The 17,902-nt window shown below is 74.0% G+C and carries 17 protein-coding genes; 8 read left to right on the top strand and 9 right to left on the bottom strand.

Features of this window, described 5'->3' with window-relative positions:
* Window positions 1-72 precede the first annotated feature (72 nt).
* Complete coding sequence (locus ACZ6ZI_RS06945) at window positions 73-474, top strand: RNA-binding S4 domain-containing protein (protein WP_469517106.1); 402 nt, start codon at window positions 73-75, stop codon at window positions 472-474.
* Between the two features lie 77 nt (window positions 475-551).
* On the opposite strand, the gene ACZ6ZI_RS06940 is transcribed toward ACZ6ZI_RS06945, so the two are convergent.
* From ACZ6ZI_RS06940 to dhaK, 3 genes are read right to left on the bottom strand one after another with little or no spacing between them, the layout of a single operon-like run.
* Window positions 552-980, bottom strand: a complete 429-nt coding sequence (locus tag ACZ6ZI_RS06940) for a PTS sugar transporter subunit IIA domain-containing protein (RefSeq protein ID WP_469517103.1) — start codon at window positions 978-980, stop codon at window positions 552-554.
* The gene (gene dhaL / locus ACZ6ZI_RS06935) at window positions 977-1,603 is read right to left on the bottom strand and encodes a dihydroxyacetone kinase subunit DhaL (RefSeq protein WP_469517100.1); all 627 of its coding nucleotides are present in this window, start codon (window positions 1,601-1,603) and stop codon (window positions 977-979) included. Before dhaL ends, ACZ6ZI_RS06940 begins: the two co-directional genes overlap by 4 nt.
* Before the next feature lie 60 nt (window positions 1,604-1,663).
* Entirely contained in the window at window positions 1,664-2,662 is a 999-nt protein-coding gene (gene dhaK, locus ACZ6ZI_RS06930) for a dihydroxyacetone kinase subunit DhaK (protein ID WP_469517671.1), read from the bottom strand.
* 185 nt (window positions 2,663-2,847) lie between these two features.
* On the opposite strand from dhaK, the gene ACZ6ZI_RS06925 reads away from it, so the two are divergent.
* Window positions 2,848-3,222 carry a VOC family protein gene (locus ACZ6ZI_RS06925; protein ID WP_469517097.1) on the top strand — a complete coding sequence of 125 codons (375 nt, stop codon included), beginning with the start codon at window positions 2,848-2,850 and terminating at the stop codon, window positions 3,220-3,222.
* Between the two features lie 94 nt (window positions 3,223-3,316).
* On the opposite strand, the gene ACZ6ZI_RS06920 is transcribed toward ACZ6ZI_RS06925, so the two are convergent.
* The 3 genes from ACZ6ZI_RS06920 to ACZ6ZI_RS06910 form a co-directional block, all read right to left on the bottom strand.
* Window positions 3,317-4,606: an SUKH-4 family immunity protein gene (locus tag ACZ6ZI_RS06920; RefSeq protein WP_469517094.1), complete on the bottom strand. Its 1,290-nt coding sequence runs from the start codon at window positions 4,604-4,606 to the stop codon at window positions 3,317-3,319.
* A gap of 127 nt (window positions 4,607-4,733) precedes the next feature.
* Window positions 4,734-5,075, bottom strand: coding sequence for a YkvA family protein (locus ACZ6ZI_RS06915; RefSeq protein WP_469517090.1), 342 nt, complete (start codon window positions 5,073-5,075; stop codon window positions 4,734-4,736).
* 17 nt (window positions 5,076-5,092) lie between these two features.
* A complete protein-coding gene (locus ACZ6ZI_RS06910; RefSeq protein ID WP_469517087.1) occupies window positions 5,093-5,557 on the bottom strand; it encodes a MarR family winged helix-turn-helix transcriptional regulator in 465 nt (154 codons plus the stop codon).
* Between the two features lie 113 nt (window positions 5,558-5,670).
* Here ACZ6ZI_RS06910 and ACZ6ZI_RS06905 point away from each other — a divergent pair, with 113 nt between their 5' ends.
* Together ACZ6ZI_RS06905 and ACZ6ZI_RS06900 are read left to right on the top strand one after the other, a co-directional pair.
* Window positions 5,671-6,234 (top strand): DoxX family protein, encoded by a 564-nt coding sequence (locus ACZ6ZI_RS06905; RefSeq protein WP_469517084.1) that lies wholly within the window; start codon window positions 5,671-5,673, stop codon window positions 6,232-6,234.
* Between the two features lie 251 nt (window positions 6,235-6,485).
* A complete protein-coding gene (locus ACZ6ZI_RS06900; RefSeq protein WP_469517668.1) occupies window positions 6,486-8,279 on the top strand; it encodes a glycoside hydrolase family 15 protein in 1,794 nt (597 codons plus the stop codon).
* A gap of 94 nt (window positions 8,280-8,373) precedes the next feature.
* On the opposite strand, the gene ACZ6ZI_RS06895 is transcribed toward ACZ6ZI_RS06900, so the two are convergent.
* Entirely contained in the window at window positions 8,374-10,554 is a 2,181-nt protein-coding gene (locus ACZ6ZI_RS06895) for a PP2C family protein-serine/threonine phosphatase (protein ID WP_469517081.1), read from the bottom strand.
* Between the two features lie 183 nt (window positions 10,555-10,737).
* On the opposite strand from ACZ6ZI_RS06895, the gene ACZ6ZI_RS06890 reads away from it, so the two are divergent.
* Window positions 10,738-11,475, top strand: coding sequence for a class I SAM-dependent methyltransferase (locus tag ACZ6ZI_RS06890; protein WP_469517078.1), 738 nt, complete (start codon window positions 10,738-10,740; stop codon window positions 11,473-11,475).
* Between the two features lie 118 nt (window positions 11,476-11,593).
* Here ACZ6ZI_RS06890 and ACZ6ZI_RS06885 read toward each other — a convergent pair whose 3' ends face one another.
* A complete protein-coding gene (locus ACZ6ZI_RS06885) occupies window positions 11,594-12,505 on the bottom strand; it encodes an alpha/beta hydrolase fold domain-containing protein (protein ID WP_469517075.1) in 912 nt (303 codons plus the stop codon).
* Window positions 12,506-12,719: 214 nt separating this feature from the next.
* On the opposite strand from ACZ6ZI_RS06885, the gene tdh reads away from it, so the two are divergent.
* The 3 genes from tdh (at window position 12,720) to ACZ6ZI_RS06870 (ending at window position 16,014) form a co-directional block, all read left to right on the top strand.
* Window positions 12,720-13,748, top strand: coding sequence for an L-threonine 3-dehydrogenase (gene tdh, locus ACZ6ZI_RS06880; RefSeq protein ID WP_363054170.1), 1,029 nt, complete (start codon window positions 12,720-12,722; stop codon window positions 13,746-13,748).
* A gap of 130 nt (window positions 13,749-13,878) precedes the next feature.
* Window positions 13,879-15,087: a glycine C-acetyltransferase gene (locus ACZ6ZI_RS06875; protein ID WP_363054169.1), complete on the top strand. Its 1,209-nt coding sequence runs from the start codon at window positions 13,879-13,881 to the stop codon at window positions 15,085-15,087.
* A 12-nt stretch (window positions 15,088-15,099) separates the two neighbouring features.
* The gene (locus tag ACZ6ZI_RS06870) at window positions 15,100-16,014 is read left to right on the top strand and encodes a LysR family transcriptional regulator (RefSeq protein ID WP_363054168.1); all 915 of its coding nucleotides are present in this window, start codon (window positions 15,100-15,102) and stop codon (window positions 16,012-16,014) included.
* Between the two features lie 1,051 nt (window positions 16,015-17,065).
* Here the strand turns inward: ACZ6ZI_RS06870 and ACZ6ZI_RS06865 are convergent.
* Window positions 17,066-17,845 (bottom strand): DeoR/GlpR family DNA-binding transcription regulator, encoded by a 780-nt coding sequence (locus ACZ6ZI_RS06865; protein ID WP_469517070.1) that lies wholly within the window; start codon window positions 17,843-17,845, stop codon window positions 17,066-17,068.
* Window positions 17,846-17,902 lie beyond the last annotated feature (57 nt).

The following is a 17,902-nucleotide window of genomic DNA, read 5'->3' as shown; positions in this document are numbered from 1 at the left end:
GATGCCATGCGACTTGTGTCATCCGCCAAAATCCGTTCCGCTGCGAGCGCGCCGAATCGGTAGGGTCCTGGCATGGCAGAAGCAGAGACGCAGAAGGCGGCGACGGAGGCCGGAACCGCACGCGTGGACGCGTGGATCTGGTCCGTCCGCCTCACGAAGACCCGTTCCGTGGCCGCGACCGCTTGCCGGGCGGGCCACGTGAAGGTCAACGGCGATCGGGCCAAGCCCGCGCAACCGGTACGGGCGGGCGACGAGGTGCGCCTCTTCCACGCGGGTCGGGAACGGATCGTCGTGGTCCGGCGCCCGGTGACCAAGCGGGTCGGCGCGCCCGTGGCCGTCGAGTGTTACGTCGACAACAGCCCGCCGCCCCCCACCGTCGTCGAGGCGGGCGTGGTCGGCATCCGCGACAGGGGCGCGGGCCGGCCGACCAAGCGGGAACGCCGCGAGATCGAGACCCTGCGCGGGCGCGGCTGACGCCCCGACGGAACCCTCCCGACCCCCGCGCGTATCGCGCGCGGGGGCCGGGGGCGGGTTCCCTTCGGGGAGCGCCGTCAGGCCTTGCGGTAGGCGTACGCCTCCCCGGCCGCCGCCGCGACCGCCTCCAGGTCGGCGCCCGCCGACGCGGCGACCACCGCCGCCACCGCCCCCTCCAGGAACGGCGCGTCCACCAGCCGGCACCCCGCCGGCAGGTCCCCGTCCTCCAGCAGCGCCTTCACCGTCAACACCGAACTGCCCAGGTCCGCGAGCAGCGCCACACCGGCGCCCCGGTCCACCGCCGCCACGGCCGTCAGGATCTCCTCCGCGTTCGTGCCCAGCCCGCCGTCGGGCCCGCCGCCCGCCGGGGCCACCGGAGCCACGGCGCCCCCGGCCGCCAACCCCCGGGCCAGCTTCGCCACGGACCGGGCGACCTCCGCGCTGTGGGACACCAGCACGATGCCCACCGCCCGCGCCTCGGCGCCGGGCCCGGCCGCCGCGCTCACGCCCCGGCCCCGTCCGCGCGGTCGGCCACGTCCGCGAGCGCCCGCAGCAACAACGCGGACGACGTCGCCCCGGGATCCTGGTGCCCGACGCTGCGCTCCCCGAGGTAACTCGCGCGACCTTTACGGGCGACCAGCGGAACGGTCGCCAGCGCGCCCTCCTCGGCCGCGTCCGCGGCGGCGCCGTACGAGGAGCCAGCCGGCGCCGTCACCGCGGGCAGCAGCGCGTCCAGCATGGTCTTGTCGCCGGGCGCCGCGCCGCCCAGGCGGGCCACCGCCTCCACCCCCGCGTCCAGGGCCGCGCGCAGCTGCTCGTCGGAGACCTCGGGGGCGTCCCCGAGTTCCTTGCCGGCGCGGCGCAGCAGCGTCCCGTAGAGGGGGCCCGAGGCGCCGCCGACCGTGGAGATCAGGGTCCGGCCGGCGAGCTGGAGGACCTTGCCGGGCGGGGTGGCCGCGAGGTCCGCGGCAGCCAGGGCCGCCCGTACGGCGACGAATCCGCGCAGCAGGTTGCTCCCGTGGTCGGCGTCGCCGATGGGGGAGTCGAGCTCGGTCAGCCGGTCGGCGTCCCGTTCCACGGCCGCGGTCGCGGCGTCCATCCAGTCCCGGAAGAAGTCTGCGTCACGCACCGGATCTCCTCGCCTCGCACCGTCGGCCGTCCCGCGACCACCCTACGGTGGACAAACGTGTCACCTGCCCCAGCGCAGCGCGGCGGTCTGCACCGGGGCGTCCCACAGACGCAGCAGCTCGTCGTCGACCCGGCACAGGCTCACCGAACAGCCCGCCATGTCGAGCGAGGTGACGTAGTTCCCGACGAGGGCCCGGGCCACCGGAACGCCCCGTTCGGCCAGGATCCGCGCCACCTCCGCGTGGAACCCGTACAGCTCCAGGAGCGGGGTCGCACCCATCCCGTTCACCAGGGCCAGCACCGGCCCCGCCGCCGGGCCCGACTGCGCGAGGTCGTCGAGCACGGCCGCAACCGCCGCCTCCGCGATCTCGCGGGAGGTCATCATGGGCCGGCGCTCGCGTCCCGGCTCGCCGTGGATGCCCACCCCCAACTCCATTTCGCCGGCCGGGAGGTCGAAGGTCGGCGTGCCCTTCGCGGGGGTGGTGCAGGGGGCGAGCGCCACGCCGAAGCTCCGCGAGGACTCCACCACCTGTCGGGCGAGTGCCGAGACGTGCTCCAGCGGCGCGCCCTCCTCGGCGGCCGCCCCGGCGATCTTCTCCACGAACAACGTGGCGCCGGTGCCGCGCCGCCCTGCCGTGTAGAGGCTGTCGGCGACGGCCACGTCGTCGTCGACGAGCACCTGTTCGATCCGCAGGCCCTCGTCCTCGGCCAGTTCTGCGGCCATGTCGAAGTTCAGCACGTCGCCGGTGTAGTTCTTGACGACGAACAGCACCCCCCGGCCCGCGTCGACGGCGGTCGCCGCCTTCAGCATCTGGTCGGGCACGGGCGAGGTGAACACCTCGCCGGCGCAGGCCGCCGACAGCATGCCGTGGCCCACGAACCCGGCGTGCAGCGGCTCGTGCCCCGAACCGCCCCCGGACACGACGCCGACGCGACCGCCGGAGCGGGCGTCGCGCCGGACGACGATCCGGGCCGCCACGTCCACGTCCAGGTCGGGGTGGGCGGCGGCCATGCCGCGCAGGGCGTCGGCGACCACGGTCTCCGGGGTGTTGATCAGCATCTTCGTCTTCTCGGTCACGGCGGTCTCCCGGTGCGCTGGTGCGAGGGCTTCGTCCCCGCCGACGGTAGGCGAGGGCGCGGCCGTCGGGTGGCAGAACGCGGAGGCGGCGCGGAGACTGGTCCGGTCGGTGCGTTACTCGTGTTTCCGCACCGGGCGTCCCCGCGTGGCCGGCGAACGGAGCAGGCATGGAACTCGGCGCGTTCTCCCTCAGTCTCACCGTGCGCGACATCGAGGCGTCCCGGCGGTTCTACGCGAAACTCGGATTCGTCGCCCTGGGTGGGGACCCCGCGGACAACTGGCTGATCCTCAAGAACGGCGACCACGTCATCGGCCTGTTCCAGGGCATGTTCGAGAAGAACATGCTCACCTTCAACCCCGGCTGGGACAGCGCCGCCCAGCCGCTCGCGTCCTTCACCGACGTGCGGGAGCTCCAGCGGGAACTGAAGGAGCAGGGCGTCGAGTTCGTCACCGAGGTCGACCCGTCCACCCCTTCGGGCCCGGGCAGCTTCCTGGTCCTCGACCCGGACGGCAACCCGATCCTGGTGGATCAACACCGCTGAGTCGAAACCGGACCCGAAACCGGACCTGAAGCCGGACCCGAAGCCGCCGCGACGGCTCCGGCTCCGGGTCCGGCTCCGGCTTCCGCGCCGGGACTCAGTAGCCGTCGACGCCGATCTCGGTGATCGAGGCGAACACGTGCTCCCACAACTCCCGCGCGGGCCCCTCGGGAGCGACGGAGGCCGGCTCCAGGGCAGTGACCTCGCGCAGGAAGTGGCCGTGCCCGTCCTCGCCCGGATACGGGTCCCAGCACGAGCCCATGTGCCGCCGTACGGACTCCAGCAGGCGGACGAAGGTCTCCGCGTCGCGGGCGAGGCGGAACGTCGGCCCCTCCTGCCGGGACATGACGAGCTCGCCCGTATCCGGTCGCAGCAGCACCCGGCCCGTGTCGGCGTACCCGAGGTCGAAGTCGCCCAGGTGCAGCAGGCCGGCCCCGTACGAAGCGTCCTCACGGGGACCGGCGTCGTCGTAGGCCAGGGCGAAGGAGGTCACCCCCGCCCCCCAGTGGACCGGCAGGCCCACACGTGTAAGCAACGCGCGGGTGGGCGCGTGGGTCAGGGCCCGCGGGAGCGCGGAGTCGGCTGTCCGCCGCACGTGTCGCGCGCCGAACACCTCGTCCACGCGGGCCGCGTCCAGGGCGGCCACGGCCGGGTCCGGCGCCACGAACCACGGATCGCCCCCGGAGCCCTTGCCGGCCTCGCCCTCCGCGTCCGCATCCGTGTCCGCGTCGTCGGCGGGGCGGGATCCGGCCGCCGGCGTCGGGTTGCGCTCGGCGACGAACACCCCCCGCGCCTCGACGAGCAGGAACCGGCCGCCGCCCAGCGGCACGGGCTCCTCCCACGCCTCCGGGCAGCACGACGCCCAGGCCTCCTCCTCGCCCTCGAAGAGGATCGGCCCCTCTTCGTCGGCCTCGTCCGCGCGTTCCGCGTAGGAGCCCTCGGCGGGGGCCTCGCAGGGAGCGCCGGTGTCCAGGTCGAACCAGCGGTCCGGTGTCCACAGCGACCACACCTTCAGCAGTGGCCGCGCCGCCGGATCCGACACGTGGTCGTGCACCTCCGCGCTCCGGTCCCCGCTGAGGTTCGGCTCGGCCCGGTGTGCGCCCACCGGGCGCCACCAGGCCCACACCGTCCGCCACGGCAGGCCGGGCTCGGCCGCCTCCACGGCGGCGGCGTACTCGTCGCGCCCGAGCACCTTCGCGGCGAAGTGCAGCCGCGAGGCGAACTCGGCGCGCTCCGCGCCCGTCCGCCCGAACACGGCCTCGGCCTGGGAGAACACCTCGCGGCCGACGCCACCGGCGAGCGCGACCTCCCCGCGCGCCCGGGTGGGCCCGGCGGTCAGCAGGGCGGCGGGGGAGGAGAACAACACATCAAGATCGTCATGAGCCATGCGCCCATGCTGCCACCGCCCGCCGACACGTCCGCCGGTACACCCAGCGCCTGGGCTCGCCGGCCTGTAACTCGTGTAACGGGGCCGCCCGGGCGGCAGCCCCGCCGTCACTCCGGAAGGGAGCCCGTCACGCGATCCGGTCCGCGGACGGACCCGCGGACGGACCCGCGCCCCGGTCCGCGCCCCGGTCGAGGCCGCGCCCCGTCGCGGCCGTGGCCGCGGCCTGCAGGGATCGCAGCGCGAGCAGCAGGACGCCGATGTCGTCCAGGTACACGGGATCCGGTACCAGGTCCACGGGGGACACGGTGTAGGCGACCGCCACCCAGAACAGGGCCTTGTCGCGCAGCGGGATCCCCGCGTCCAGCAGCAGCCTGCGCGCCGCGAACACCCGCACCAGCAGCACCGCCGCCGCCGCGGCCGCCGCGAGGGCGAGGACCGCGATGATGATCAGCCAGACCGTTCCGTCCATGAAGGGTTTCTACCCCGTCACGCGCCCTGATCCCGCAGTCGGCGGCTGACCTCGCCCAGACCGGCGGCCAGGACGTCCAGCTGCTCCGGGGTGAGCACGTCGACGAGGATCTCCCGGACGACGGCCACGTGCCCGGGCGCGGCCTCCTCCAGCCGCGCGCGGCCGGCGTCGGTGAGGACGGCGAAGACGCCGCGCACGTCGGAGGGGCAGCTGCGGCGCCGGACGAGCCCGGCCTTCTCCATCTGGGTGACCTGGTAGGTCAGCCCGCTCTTGGAGTTCACCAGCCCGTTGGCCAGCTCGGTCATCCGCAGCTCGTTGTCGGGCGCGGCGGCCAGCCTGACGAGGATTTCGTACTGGGGGTGCGAGAGTCCGGAGTCGTCCTTGAGCTGTTGGTCGACACGCCGGTTCACCAGGGAGGAGGCGGCCAGAAACCCGCTCCATGCCCGCATCTCGCGGTCGTCCAGCCATCTCGTGTCACCCATGGCGTCCAGGGTACACGGGGTTGTTCGAATTTGAATGAATGGCTAGGGTCGTGGCGAGCGGTTCGAATTTGAACAGTCCCCTCGGGCCGCGCCGACCGGAAGGAACCCCCCTCATGACCAGCGCCTCCGCCACACAGACGAAGGCTCCGGCCACCACCCCGGCCACCGGCTCCCCCCTCACCACCCTGGCCGCGCACGACGCCGGCCTGCTGCTCCTGCGCCTCGTCCTCGGCCTGACCATGGCCGCCCACGGCTCGCAGAAGCTCTTCGGCTGGTTCGGCGGCGGCGGGATCGGCGGAACGGGCCAGTTCTTCACGGCCAGCGGATACCCGGCCGGCGAGACCTTCGCCGTCGTCGCCGGACTCACGGAGACCCTGGGCGGGCTCGGCCTCGCGGCCGGACTCCTCACGCCGCTCGCCGGCGCGGCGGTCGTCGGCACGATGATCAACGCCATCGCCGTGCACGGGGCGGGCTCCTTCTTCGCCCCCGCCGGCATCGAGTACGAACTCCTGCTGACCGTCGGCGCCGCCGCCCTCACCCTCTCCGGTCCGGGCCGCCTCGCCGCCGACCGCTTCCTGCCCGTCCCGGCCCTGCGCGACCACCGCCTCGCCCTCGGTGCCCAGGCCCTCGCCCTCGGCGTCGTCGTGGCGGCGCTCACCCTCCTGATCCGCAACTGACCCCACCCCACCCCACCCCACCCGGCCCGACCGCCCCGCCAGGGATCCCCTCCGCACACGGGATCCCGCGCGGGGCGGCGGCGTACCGGTTCCGAAGCCGGTTCCGAGCCCGGTTGCGTCACCTGTTCCGAAGCCGGTTTCGAAGCCGGTTTCGAACCGTCGCGCGAGGGCATCCGCGCCTTCTCGCACCCCCTCTCCCCGCGCCCTGATTGATGCCGGGAAATTGGGGGAACAGCGGATGAATGACGCATATCACCCAGCCGATCGAAGACTACGCACTCATCGGCGACCTCATGACCAGCGCCCTGGTCGGTCGTGACGGGTCCATCGACTGGCTGTGCCTGCCCCGCTTCGACTCGGCCGCCTGCTTCGCCTCGCTCCTCGGCGACAAGGAGAACGGCCACTGGCGCATCGCCCCCGTCGGCAGCCCCGACGGGGGCCACTGCACGAGCCGCGCCTACGTCGACGACACCCTCGTCCTGGAGTCCCACTGGGAGACCGAGGACGGAGCCTTCAAGGTCATCGACTTCATGCCGCAACGCGACGAAGCGCCCGACGTCGTGCGCGTCGTCGAGGGGATCTCCGGGCAGGTCGCCGTCCGCAGCACGTTGCGCCTGCGCTTCGACTACGGCCACGTCGTCCCCTGGGTCCGGCGCAGCGACGGGGACCGGGTGGCCGTCGCCGGGCCCGACTCCGCGTGGCTGCGCAGCGTGCCGAGCGTCCGCACGTGGGGCGTGGGCAACAGCACCCGCTCGGAGTTCACCGTCGGCCCCGGGGAGAGGGTGGCGTTCATCCTGACCTGGCACCCCTCCCACGAGCCGCGCCCCGAGCCCTGCGACCCGTTCGAGGCGCTGGAGCAGAGCCTCGCCGACTGGCGCGAGTGGAGCGGACGGTGCCGCTACGACGGCCCCTACCGGGAAGCCGTGATCCGCTCCCTCATCACCCTCAAGGCCCTCACCTACGCCCCCACCGGCGGGATCTGCGCCGCCGCCACCACCTCGCTCCCCGAGGAGATCGGCGGCGTCCGCAACTGGGACTACCGCTACTGCTGGCTGCGCGACTCCACCCTGACCCTGGACGCGCTCCTCGCCACCGGCTACCTGGAGGAGGCCCACGCCTGGCGGCGCTGGCTCCTGCGCGCCGTCGCCGGCGACCCGGCCGACCTCCAGATCATGTACGGGATCGCCGGCGAGCGCCGGATCCCCGAGACCGACCTGCCCTGGCTGCGCGGGTACGCCGGCTCCGCACCCGTACGCATCGGCAACGCGGCCGTCGACCAGCTCCAGCTCGACGTGTACGGGGAGGTGCTCGACTCCCTCTTCCTGGCCCGCACCAACGGGCTGCCGACCGAGCTGCACTCCTGGCGGATCCAGCTGGCCCTCCTCGACTTCCTGGAACGCAACTGGCACCGGCCCGACGAGGGCCTGTGGGAGGTGCGCGGGCCCCGCCGCCACTTCACCCACTCCAAGGTGATGGCCTGGGTCGCCGCCGACCGCGCCGTGCGCACCCTGGAGCGCGACCCGTCCATGCCGGGGGAAGTGGAGCGCTGGCGCACCATGCGGGACGCCGTCCACCGAGAGGTCTGCGAGAACGCCTACGACCGCGAGCGCGGCACCTTCACCCAGTACTACGGCTCGCGCGAACTGGACGCGGCCACCCTGCTGATCCCCAGGGTCGGTTTCCTGCCGCCCGACGATCCCCGCGTGATCGGCACGGTCGACGCCGTCCGGGCGGAACTCGGCAGCAGCGGGCTCGTCCGCCGCTACAGCACCGAAGGCGCCTCCGTGGACGGCCTGCCGGGGGACGAGGGCGCCTTCCTGGCCTGCTCGTTCTGGCTGGCGGACGCCCTCCACCTGACCGGGCGGGAGAAGGAGGCGCGGGACCTGTTCGAGAAGCTGCTGGCGGTACGCAGCGACGTGGGCCTGCTCGCGGAGGAGTACGACCCCGTCGCCGGCCGCCAACTGGGCAACTTCCCGCAGGCCTTCAGCCACATCGGCCTCGTCAACACCGCCCTCGTCCTCAGCGGCGCGTCCCTCTCCGCCTGACCGCCCCGCCGGCCCCGACCGCCCGCCCCGCCCGTGCCCTGACCGGCCCCGCCCGCCGTCGCCCCCGCCCCCGCCCGCCCCGCCGCCCCTGCGGCTACGGGGCCGGCGGCGTGCGTGACGCCAGCAGCAGGGCGATGTCGTCCGGCCGGTCCGTGATGGCGACCGCCTCCGCGATCAGCCGGTCGGCGGTCTCCGTCAGCGGGGACGGCCGTGCCTCGGACAGCACCGCCCGCACCCGCTCGACCCCCTCGTCGATGTCGGCGTGCGGGCTCTCCACCAGCCCGTCGGTGTACAGCGCGAGCACCTCTCCCGGCTCCGGCCACAGCTCCGTCACCGGATACCGCGCCCCCGGGTCCACCCCGAGCACCACCCCGCCCGGCAGGTCCAGCACCTCGGTCCGCCCGTCGACGTGACGCAACAACGGCTGCGGATGCCCGGCCCGTACGGCCAGGGCGCGGCCCGTGACCGGGTCGAGCAGGACGTAACAGCAACTGGCGAACTGGCCCGGGTCCAGGTCGATCAGCAGCCGGTTCGTACCCCCCATGACCTGGTCGGGCGTCAGGCCGGTCAGCGCGAAGGCCCGTACGGCGCTGCGCAGTTGACCCATCGTCGCGGCGGCGGCCACCCCGTGCCCCTGGACGTCCCCGATGACCAGCGCCAGCGGCCCGGCGGGCGTCGCGATCACGTCGTACCAGTCGCCGCCCACGTCCATGCCCACCGTCCCGGGCAGGTACCGGCCGACGGTCGCCACGTCCCGCGACACCGGCAGCCGGTGCGGCAACAACGCCGCCTGGAGCCCCCGGGCCAACGCCGCCTCGCTGTCGTAGCGCCGGGCCCGGGCCAACGCCTGCGCGATCAGCCCGGCCAGCGCGGTGAGCACCGTACGCTCCTCCGGGCTGAAGCCGCGCGGTTGGTCGAAGCCGAGGATGCACGACCCCACCGGCCGACCGGAGGCGATCAACGGCAGGAAGGCGCGGGCGCCGACGTCGGCGTCCAACGGGATCCCCGGATAGGCGGCGGCCAGGTGCTGCATCGACTCGAAGAAGATCGGCCGCCCCGTCGTCAGCGTCTCCACGCCCGGCAGCCGCACGTCCAGCGCCACCCCGTCGAAGCGGTTCAGGAAGCCCTGGGGGAAGCCCGTCTCCCAGGCCAGGTGCAGGTGGCGCTCGTCGAGCAGGTAGATCGCCAGCTGACGTCCCCCGAAGGCCGGCAACAGCTCCTCGGTGACCACCGCCGACACCTGGCGCGCGGTGACCGCCTCCGTCAGCGCGATGGCCAACGCCACCGGCCGGTACAGGGCCGACGCCCGGTCGGCGGGCGATCCGAGCCCCGCGCCGGGACGCCCCACCGACTCGGGCACGTACGCCGGTCTCTCGGCCGGCCCGAGCGTGACCGTCAGCCCGGCCGGCCCCGGGTACAGGCCGACGGACACCCAGTCCCGCCCGTCGCGCGCGCCCCGGCCGTCCCCGTCGCGCGCGCCCCGGCCGTCCGGCGGCGCGTCCCTGCGGGCGGTGAAGTGCACGGGCTCCGTGGACAGGTACACGCCCCGGAAGTGGTCCTCGTACCCCGGATGCCCCAGCCAGGGCAGCGCCTCCCACAGCACCCGCCCCCGCAAGGCGTCCGCGCCCACCCCGAGCAGCTCCTCGGCGGCGGCGTTGACGAAGCCGATCCGGCCCTGCCGGTCCAGCGACAGCACCACCTCCTCCAGCCGGTCCACCGCCTCCACCGCGTCACCGGCCGGCGCGGTCAGGGGCACCGACACCGGATCCCGGTCCCAGGACACCGGCTCCCCGACGGCCGCCAGCGCCGCCAACTCCCCGGCCAGCTCGTCGGCGGCCGCCCGCATCCGTTCCCGATCGGCGGCGTCGACCGCCACGCCCGGCGTGGCCGCGCGCAGCACCAGCAGCACCCCGAACCGCTCCGACCCGGCCGTCACCGGCTCGTACAGCGACCCGAACGGGAAGGGCAGACCGGCCATCAGCTGCGGGAACCGCCGCATCGCCGCCTCGCCGTCGGGCAGGTGCACCGCCTGGCCCGACCGGTACGCCTCCGCGACCGGGTAGGGGCGGTTCACGTGCATCCGCCACCACGGCCGGAACAACGTGTCCGGCAGCCCCGTGATCGACGCCATCAGCAGCAGCCCCCGGGTGCCGCTGCGCAGGTACACCCCGCCCGCGTAGCCGCCGACGGCCTCCACGGCGCGTACCGCCGCGCGGGCCGACACCCGGGCCGTGGCATCGGACTCCGGGCCGCCGCCGTCCGGTCTCGCCGTCACACAGTCAGCATGCCCCGGCCGGGTCGCCCACCGCACCCCGGCCGCCGCTCCCCGGCCCCCGCCGCCCGCGCCCCGTACGTCGTACGCCGTACGCCGTACGCGCTGACCCGAACGCCTCCCCCGTGCGGGGGACGCACCGCCCGCCCGGTCCTCCCGCCGTCCCGTGCCGGGGAGGCTTCCGGCATGCGACAGCAGCACGACACGTCCACGCACCCCGCGCCCCGGGCGGCCTTCACCGCGGCCGACGCCTACACCCTGCGCACCGCCCTCGACGCCCTCGGCGGGGTCCGTGACCTCGACACCCTGGACGTGGCCTGCGGGCACGGCGCCACCGCCGCCTTCCTCGCCGACGGCGGGGCCCGCCGCACCGTCGGCGTCGACAGCTGCCCCGACCGCGTCCGCCGGGCCCGCGAACGACACGGCCGCGCCACGGCCGCCGCCGGCACCACCTCCGTCGAGTACGTCGTCGCCGACGCCGCGGCCATGCCCCAGCTGGGCCCGTTCGACCTGGCCACCGCCGTGTACCTGTTCAGCCACGCCCCCGACCGGGACTCCCTGCACGCCATGTTCCGGGGGATCCGGGCGAACCTGCGCCCCGGCGGACGCCTGCTGTCGTTGGTCCGCAACCCCGGCGCCTACCCGCACGTGGACTGGTCGCCGTACGGGATGCGGATCCTCGACCGGGTACCGGAGGGTGACGCGCCCCTGCTGAGGGCCCAGTTCCTCACCGAGCCCCCGGTCCACTTCGAGTACCGCGAATGGGCGCACGCCGACTTCGCCGAAGCCGCCGTCGACGCGGGCTTCAGCACCGTCGGATGGCAGCCCAGCCGCACCCCGCCGGCGGACGCGCACCGTGACGAGGCGTACTGGACGGCGTACCGCGCCTGGCCGGTCAGCACGCTGATGACCTGTACGGCCTGACCCGGCCGTGACCGCGCGCGTGCCACGACGGGGCCGGGCGGGCAGGGCGGGCCGGGCAGGGCGGGCGCGGACACCGGGACCGGTGACCCGGGGGGCCGCCCCGAAGCGGCGGCGCCCGTCACTGGTCGTCCGCGGTCTCCCCGATCAGCTCCACGATCCGCTCCCGCGCCGCGCGCCCCTCCGGCACCGGCATCAGCGGGTAGGCGTGCGGCAACCCCGCCGCCTCGTGCCACTCCACCTGGGCCCCCGCCGCCCGCGCCCGCAGCAACAGCTCCCGGCTGTCGGTGCTCAGCACGTCACGCGTACCCGTGAAGACGGTCAACGGGGCCAAGCCCGCGAAGGAACCGTGCAACGGGCTCACCCGGGGATCGGCCACGTCCAGCGTGCCCGCGTACAGACGACCCGCCTCGGCCAGACCCGGCCGGGCCAGCATCGGATCCGCGGGCTCGATCTCCGCCTGCCCCGGATGGGTCATGCTCACGTCCAGCCACGGGGAGATCAGCACGATCCGCGAGGGCTGGGCCCCCGTACGCTCCCGCAACCGCTGCGCGGCCGCCAGCGCCAACCCGGCGCCCGCCGAATCACCGATCAGCACCGTTCCGCCGGCGCCCCCGCTCTCGATCAACCCGCTCAACAGGTCCGCCGCCACCGGAACCGTACGATCCGCCGTCCCGCGCGGCGCCAGCACGTACGCCGGCACCACCACCCGGGCACGGGCCCGCGTCACCAACGTCCGGATCAACGACCAGTGCGGGCGCACCAACTCGTTGATGTACGCGCCACCGTGCACGTACAACACCCGCGCCACCGGCTCCTGCCCGCGCGGCGCCGCGTCGTACACCGGCCAGGCCCCGACGAAGGTCCTCGACACCTCCGCGACCCGTCCCAACGACCGCGGCGGCAGATGCGACGCCGGCCGCCGCGCGGACTCGGCCACCCGGGCCCGTACCGCCTCCGCCGTGGCGAACCGTCTTCGCCGCCCCGCCGCCGTCAGCGCGGCCGAAAGCGCCCTGCTGCGCAGACTCGGCACGCCCCTCACCTCCCCTTTTACCCGCCCCCGGGCCTCCGCCCGCAGGCCCCTGCCCCGTCACCTGAGGAGCATAGGCGTGAAGCTGGGCTGTCGACCCGCTTAAGAAAGTCTCGATGGACCGATCACCCTGCCGCTCGGCAGATTGGTGCCCGACACACCACGTCGCGCGCCCCCGCGCGCGACGCCTCCCTCCCGCACGCCTGGAGCCACCGCCATGAAGGCACTCGTCAAGCACAAGGCCGAGCCCGGGCTGTGGCTCATGGACGTCCCCGAGCCCGAGTACGGCGCCGGCGACGTGCTGATCAAGGTGCTGCGCACCGGCATCTGCGGCACCGACCTGCACATCCGTTCGTGGGACGGATGGGCCCAGGGAGCCGTCAAGACCCCCCTCGTCCTCGGCCACGAGTTCGTCGGGGAGGTCGCCGCGGTCGGCACGGACGTCCAGGACATCGAGGTCGGCGCCCTGGTCAGCGGTGAGGGTCACCTCGTGTGCGGCAAGTGCCGCAACTGCCTCGCCGGCCGCCGCCACCTGTGCCGCAGCACCATCGGCCTCGGCGTGGGCCGCGACGGCGCCTTCGCCGAGTACGTCGTCCTGCCCGCGCAGAACGTCTGGGTGCACCGCACGGCCGTCAACCTCGACGTCGCCGCCATCTTCGACCCCTTCGGCAACGCCGTGCACACCGCGCTGTCCTTCCCGCTCGTCGGCGAGGACGTGCTGATCACCGGCGCCGGCCCGATCGGCATCATGGCCGCCGCCGTCGCCAAGCACGCCGGCGCGCGCAACGTGGTCATCACCGACGTCAGCCCCGAGCGCCTGGAGATCGCCCGCAAGGCCGGCGCCACCCTCGCGGTCAACGTCGCCGAGACCTCCATCGCCGACGCGCAGGCCCGCCTCGGCCTGCGCGAGGGCTTCGACGTCGGCCTGGAGATGTCCGGCCGCGCCGAGGCCATGCGCGACATGATCGACAACATGACGCACGGCGGCCGCATCGCCATGCTGGGCCTGCCCGCCCAGGAGTTCCCCGTCGACTGGGCGAAGGTCGTCACCTCGATGATCACCATCAAGGGCATCTACGGCCGCGAGATGTTCGAGACCTGGTACGCGATGACGGTGCTCCTGGAAGGCGGGCTCGACCTGTCCCCGGTCATCACCGGCCGCTACTCCCACCGCGACTTCGAGGCCGCCTTCGACGAGGCCGCCACCGCCCGCAGCGGCAAGATCATCCTGGACTGGACGGCGTAACCGCCCCGGATCCGACAGGTCCGGCAAGGACCGACAGACCATCTCCCCCCGGCCGGGCCCCGCACACCCTCCCCCCTCCGCGGGGCCCGGCCCCCTTCCTCTTCCGCCGCACAAGGAGACGCCGAAGCCCATGTTCGAGTCCGTACGCGAAGACCTCCGCACCACCCTCGACGAGATCCGCGCCGCGGGCCTGCACAAGCCCGAGCGCGTCATCGGCACCCCGCAGAACGCCGCCGTCGCCGTCACCGCGGGCGGCGCCCCCGGCGAGGTCCTCAACTTCTGCGCCAACAACTACCTCGGACTCGCCGACCACCCCGAGGTCGTCACCGCCGCCAAGGAAGCCCTGGACCGCTGGGGCTACGGCATGGCCTCCGTCCGCTTCATCTGCGGCACCCAGGAGGTCCACAAGGAACTGGAGGCCCGCCTGTCCTCCTTCCTCGGCCAGGAGGACACGATCCTCTACTCCTCCTGCTTCGACGCCAACGGCGGCGTCTTCGAGACCCTCCTCGGCGCCGAGGACGCGGTGATCTCCGACGCCCTCAACCACGCCTCGATCATCGACGGCATCCGCCTGTCGAAGGCCCGCCGCTTCCGCTACGCGAACCGCGACATGGCCGAGCTGGAGGCCCGCCTCAAGGAGGCCACCGACGGCGGCGCCCGCCGCAAGCTCATCGTCACCGACGGCGTCTTCTCCATGGACGGCTACGTCGCCCCCCTCACCGAGATCTGCGACCTCGCCGACCGCTACGACGCCATGGTCATGGTCGACGACTCCCACGCCGTCGGCTTCGTCGGCCCCGGCGGCCGCGGCACCCCCGAACTGCACGGCGTCATGGACCGCGTCGACATCATCACCGGCACCCTCGGCAAGGCCCTCGGCGGAGCCTCCGGCGGCTACGTCGCCGCCCGCGCCGAGATCGTCGCCCTGCTGCGCCAGCGCTCCCGCCCGTACCTCTTCTCCAACTCCCTCGCCCCCGTCATCGCCGCCGCCTCCCTCAAGGTCCTCGACCTCCTGGAGTCCGCCGGCGACCTGCGCGACCGCCTCGCCGAGAACACCAAGCTGTTCCGCACCAAGATGACCGAGGCCGGCTTCGAGATCCTGCCCGGCGACCACGCCATCGCCCCCGTCATGATCGGCGACGCCGCCGAGGCCGCCCGCATGGCCGAGCTGCTCCTGGAACGCGGCGTGTACGTGATCGGCTTCTCGTACCCCGTCGTCCCCATGGGCGCGGCACGCATCCGCGTCCAGCTCTCGGCCGCACACTCCACCGCCGACGTCGAGCGCGCCGTCGCCGCCTTCGTCGACGCCCGCGCGGCGCTGGGAACATCCGCAGGCTGAGACAATGGAGGGGTGATCGACCCCCGCCGGCTGCGCATCCTGCGGGCCGTGGCGGACCACCGTACGGTGACCGCCGCGGCCGCAGCCCTGTACCTCACCCCGTCCGCCGTCTCCCAGCAGCTCGCCGCTCTGGAACAGGAGACCGGCCACGCCCTGCTCACCCGCAGCGGCCGGGGCGTACGACTCACCGCGGCCGGTGAGATCCTGCTGGGCCACGCCCACGAGGTACTGGCCCAACTGGAGCGCGCCGAGGCGGAACTCGCGGCGTACGCGGGCGGAACGGCCGGCGAGGTCACCGTCGCCGCCTTCGCCACCGGCATCGCCGAGGTGCTGGCCCCTGCCATCGCCCGCCTCGCCGTGGAGCACCCGGGCATCCGGCTGCGGGTCCGCGACGCGGAGGGCGACCAGAGCCTGCCGATGCTGCTGGACGGGGAGGCGGACGTCGCGCTCGCCGTCGAGTACCGAGGCGGTCCGGGCGCCGACGACGCCCGCCTGTCGGTCCTGCCGCTCTACGCGGAGCCCTTCGACGCGGTCCTGCCCTCCGCACACCGCCTCGCCGACCTCCCGGCGGTGGCGCTGGCGGACCTCTCCGACTCCGACTGGGTGGGCCAGTACCCGGGCAACCCGTGCCACGACGTGACCCTCCTGGCCTGCGAACTGGCGGGCTTCCAGCCCCGCTTCGCGCACTCCTCCGACGACTTCCGGGCCGTGACGGCCCTGGTCGGAGCGGGGGCGGGGGTGGCCCTGGTCCCGCGCTCGGCCCTGCGGGGCATGGACCTCAAGGAGGTCACGGTCCGCCCGGTCACGGGCCCGGCCGCGACCCGCCGCGTCTTCGCCGCCACGCGCCGCGGGGCAGCGTCCCACCCGCTGATCGCCCCGGTCCTGTCGGCGCTGGTGACGGAGGCGGAGCGGGTCCCGGGGCATTGAGGGGCGGGGCGGGGGTGGGGCAAGGCGGTACTCCCCGGGGCGGTGTCGGGAACGGGCTGGGGGTTTCCCGTCAGTCTCATCGTCTCTCCGGTGCGGGCCGGGCCCTCAAGGGCGCTCACTTCGTTCGCGTCACTGCGTGATGGCCTTCGGCCACCCTTGACCGCCCGTCCCGCCCCGGACATACGAAGACTGTCGGGAAACCCCCGAAAGAACGGTCACGGGGCAGGGAAGGGGGAGGGCGGCCGTGTCAGTGACCAGCGAGGGGCCATCCCACGGGCCCACCGGGCATCCGGGCACTCACAGCCCCTTTCGGGACCGAGCCCACGGCCTACCTGCACGAAAAGTCGACGAGACCGTCCTGCGGAGCACCTGAGCGCGCCGGATCGCTACGCGCTCCTCTGGTCTCGGCGTCCGCCGGCCGTCTGGGGTCGATATCTGCACTCCAGGACGATCACAGAGGTCCGGGAAGCGGTTGCGCGCATCGGATCGCTACGTGCTCCCGACGTCTCGGCGTCCGACGGTCGGCCGGCGTTGCCGCCTACACGAGAGGACGAACAGACGCGAAGAGATGGCGGACAGCGACCCAAGACGGCCGGCGGACGCCGAGAATTGAGGAGCGCGTAGCGATCTGTCGCGCTTGGGTGTTCCCGGGGACGGTCTCGTCGACTTTTCGTGCGGGTAGGCCATCGGCTTGGTGCCGAAAGGGGCTGTGAAGGGGGGATACCTGCCTGGCCTCCTCGCCCGGGGGGTCGAGGGTCGTTGATGCGGGGGCGTCCCTGCTCCTGCCCCGTGGCCGTTCTTTCGGGGGTTTCCCGACAGTCTTCGTATGTCCGGGGCGGGACGGGCGGTCAAGGGTGGCCGAAGGCCATCACGCAGTGACGCGAACGAAGTGAGCGCCCTTGAGGGCCCGGCCCGCCCCGGAGAGACGATGAGACTGACGGGAAACCCCCAGCACCTCCCCGATACCGCCCCGGGGAGTACCGCCTTGCCCCACCCCCACCCCCGACCCCGACCCGCCCGGCCGGGGTAGCCCCCCACCCCGCCCCGCCCCTCAGACCCGGATCACTTCCACCCCCGCCGCCTCGAACCCCGCCGCCAAGGGGGCCGAGAGGCCGGTGTCCGTCACCAGGGTGTGCACCGTCGAGGTGGGGCAGATGCGGGCGAAGGCGCGGATGCCGAGCTTGGTGGAGTCGGCCGCGACGACCACGCGGCGGGCCCGCGCGCACAGGAGGCTGTTCACGGCGGCCTCGTCCTCGTGGCGGGTCGCCGCGCCGTCCTCCGGGTCGAAGGCGTCGACGCCGACCACGGCCGTGTCCACGGTGAGCCGGCCCAGCGTCTCCTGGGCCAGCGGGCCGGTGAGTTCGTAGGACTGCGGGCGGGCGACCCCGCCCGACAGGACGATCTTGAACTGGGGCCGGATCACCAGTTCCCCCGCGATGTTGAGGGCGTTGGTGACGACGGTCAGGGCGGGGGAGCCCGTCGCGAGGTCCGGTCGGGCGGCCAGGGCGCGGGCGACCTCCGTGGTGGTGGTGCCCCCGGTCAGGCCGATCACCTCGCCCGGGGCGATCAGGGCCGCGACGGCCTCACTGATGCGGTGCTTCTCGGCGGCCCGGCGGGACGTGCGGTAGCGCAGGGGGAGTTCGTAGGACACGCCGTGCGGGGCCGCCCCACCGCGCGTGCGCACCAGGAGCTGCTGCTCGGCGAGTTGGTCGAGGTCGCGGCGGATCGTCGCGGCGGACACGCCGAGGGACGCCGCCGCCGCCTCCACCTCCAGCCCGCCCCGCTCCACCAGCAGGTCCAGCAGTCTCTGCCAGCGTTCCTTGCGGGTCATGGCACCCCTCCCGTGCGTGTTGCGGGCACGTCCGAGGCCCTGGCGTCGAGACTAACC

The sequence above is a fragment of the Streptomyces sp. NPDC103540 genome (assembly GCF_055584445.1).
This window is presented reverse-complemented; position numbering and strand designations above follow the sequence as displayed.